The organism is Pseudoalteromonas sp. SWYJ118, from assembly GCF_015864505.1.
GTDB lineage: Bacteria > Pseudomonadota > Gammaproteobacteria > Enterobacterales > Alteromonadaceae > Pseudoalteromonas > Pseudoalteromonas arctica.
The window spans coordinates 1-1,218 of the sequence record NZ_JADYXC010000063.1 but is presented as its reverse complement, the minus strand read 5'-3'; the positions used below and the strand labels follow the sequence as shown (position 1 = coordinate 1,218).

The window sequence follows — 1,218 nt, the reverse complement described above, 5'->3', positions numbered from 1 at the left end:
CAGGGCAAGATCATGAACTTTCCATTTTGAGCCAAGTGTGATCAAATACGCTTCTAATTCATAGGAGTCTCAAATGTTATCTGCCTTTAATGAACATTTTTCACCAATCCCTGATCATCGCCAACAATCAAAAGTAGAGCATAAGCTTCACGATATCCTTCTAACACTCGTTGTTGGCGTTATCTGTGGCGCCGATGGCTGGGAGTCAATTGAAGAAGTGGCGCATAACAAGATTGAGTTGTTAAAAAAGTATGGCTCGTTTGAAAATGGCATTCCTGTTCATGACACCATTGCACGAGTAGTCTCTTCGTTAGAGCCCCAAACGATACAAAGTTGCTTCATTAACTGGATGAAATCAGCACAGGAAGAAACACACGGCGAAGTTATTGCTATCGACGGAAAAACAGTTCGCGGCTCTTATGATAAGAAATCAAAGAAAAGTGCAATCCACATGGTTAGCGCATTTGCAGCGAACAATGGTGTTGTATTAGGGCAAGTTAAAACCGCAGAAAAATCAAATGAGATAACCGCAATTCCCGCATTGCTTGATTTACTAGATATTAAAGGCAGCATCATCACGATCGATGCGATGGGATGTCAAAAAGCGATTACTAAAAAAATACGTCACAAAGAAGCCGATTATGTTATTGCAGTTAAAGGTAACCAAGGACATTTACACCAGTCCATTAAGGATTTTTTTGAGATTTGTCAAAGCGACAAATTTAAAAATGTAGAGCATGCTTATCACGAAGAAGTTGATAGTGGGCACGGCAGGATTGAGGTTCGTCGGTATTGGATAACAGATGTTCTGACAAGCATTAATGATTTAACTTCGCAATGGGATGGATTGGTAAGTGTGGGGATGGCTGAATCAGAGCGACATGTAGATGGAAAAATAAGTAAAGAAATCCGTTATTTCATCTGCTCTATAGAAGCTGACGCAAAAACATTCGGGAACGCGGTTAGAAAGCATTGGAGCATTGAGAATCAGCTACACTGGGTACTTGATGTCAGTTTTAATGAAGACTTGAGTCGTGTTAGGCGTTCAAACGCAGCTGAAAACATGTCCGTAATTAGGCACCTTGTTCTCAATTTATTGAAACTTGAAAAAAGCTGTAAAAAAGGTCTGAAAGCTAAGCGTTTCAAAGCTGCACTCGATACTGATTATGCAGATAAAGTTTTACAGCTTATTTATTGAGCTTACGTAATCTTACCCTG

General features: G+C 39.8%; 1 protein-coding gene. It reads left to right on the top strand.

Features of this window, described 5'->3' with window-relative positions; genetic code table 11:
* Window positions 1-73 precede the first annotated feature (73 nt).
* A complete protein-coding gene (locus I6F48_RS21185) occupies window positions 74-1,198 on the top strand; it encodes an ISAs1 family transposase (RefSeq protein WP_197120247.1) in 1,125 nt (374 codons plus the stop codon).
* The last annotated feature ends 20 nt before the right edge of the window (window positions 1,199-1,218 follow it).